Origin of the sequence: Erythrobacter sp. QSSC1-22B (genome assembly GCF_001678665.1) — a bacterium.
GTDB lineage: Bacteria > Pseudomonadota > Alphaproteobacteria > Sphingomonadales > Sphingomonadaceae > Qipengyuania.
In genome coordinates this window covers 1-828 of the sequence record NZ_LZRP01000040.1, presented here as the reverse complement: position 1 = coordinate 828, position 828 = coordinate 1, and the positions used below count along the sequence as shown (strand labels likewise).

The following is an 828-nucleotide window of genomic DNA, read 5'->3' as shown; positions in this document are numbered from 1 at the left end:
TAGGCTCAGGACTCATTGATCGAGCCAGAAGATGACGGTTGCGGCGATGCATATGGCGGACATGAAGGTGTGGGCGCAACGGTCGTAGCGGGTGTGGATGCGGCGCCAGTCCTTCAGTTTGCCGAACATGTTCTCGACCCTATGGCGCTGGCGATAGAGGGTCCGGTCGTGCAGGATCTGCACCCTCCGATTGGCTTTTGACGGGATGCAAGCGGTGATCCCGCGAGCAGCCAGAGCAGCGCGGAACCAGTCGGCATCATAGCCCTTGTCGCCGAGCAGTGCTTTAGCTTTGGGTAGTGCGTCGAGCATCAGCGCGGCGCCCTTGAAGTCGCTCATCTGGCCTTCGCTCAGCAGCATGACCAGTGGTCGCCCCTGGCCATCGCAGACTGCATGAAGCTTGGAGTTCAGACCGCCTTTGGTGCGTCCGATACGTCTGGGAAGAGCCCCTTTTTTAAGAGGCTGGCCGCTGTTCGGTGGGCCTTGAGATGCGTGGCGTCGATCATCAGCTGATCCGGCTTGCCGCCCTTCGCAGCCAGTGCGGCAAAGATCTTGTTGAACACGTCCAGCCGGCTCCAACGCATGAACCGGTTGTAGATCGTCTTGTGCGGGCCATACTCGGCAGGCGCATCACGCCAACGAAGGCCATTACGGATCACAAAGATAATCCCGCTGACGATCCGCCGATCATCGACCCGCGGCACCCCATGCGACAGTGGAAAATACGGCTCGATCCGGCGCATCTGCGCCTCTGACAGCCAGGTGAGATCTCTCATGACAACGCCTCCTCAGCGTTGCCGTTGAATCAGAATATCGAGCCACTGGGAATCC

Annotated in this window: 1 protein-coding gene; it reads right to left on the bottom strand. The window is 59.7% G+C overall.

The features are described 5' to 3' along the window. Positions 1 to 12: 12 nt before the first annotated feature. Positions 13 to 773 (bottom strand): IS5 family transposase gene (locus A9995_RS16425; protein ID WP_145917028.1). Its coding sequence is split into 2 segments (ribosomal slippage): positions 13 to 440 and positions 440 to 773, totalling 762 coding nucleotides; the frame shifts between segments, so codons are not numbered across the junction. Positions 774 to 828 lie beyond the last annotated feature (55 nt).